The organism is Mammaliicoccus sciuri (genome assembly GCF_002901825.1).
GTDB lineage: Bacteria > Bacillota > Bacilli > Staphylococcales > Staphylococcaceae > Mammaliicoccus > Mammaliicoccus sciuri.
The window spans coordinates 1-214 of sequence record NZ_PPQD01000037.1; the positions used below are offsets into that span (position 1 = coordinate 1).

Annotated in this window: 1 tRNA gene; it reads left to right on the forward strand. The window is 46.3% G+C overall.

Going from position 1 to position 214, the window contains the following annotated elements:
* Positions 1–73: 73 nt before the first annotated feature.
* Positions 74–149 (forward strand) — tRNA-Ala (locus CD035_RS13795).
* Positions 150–214 lie beyond the last annotated feature (65 nt).

Below are 214 nucleotides of genomic sequence, written 5' to 3' on the forward strand. Positions count from 1 at the left end.
CGCACGCCTGATAAGCGTGAGGTCGATGGTTCGAGTCCATTTAGGCCCACCATTAAATTTTAATTCCCAATTAGGGGGCTTAGCTCAGATGGGAGAGCGCCTGCTTTGCACGCAGGAGGTCAGCGGTTCGATCCCGCTAGTCTCCACCATATTATATTGTACATTGAAAACTAGATAAGTAAGCAATAGATTTTACCAAGCAAAAAACCGAGTG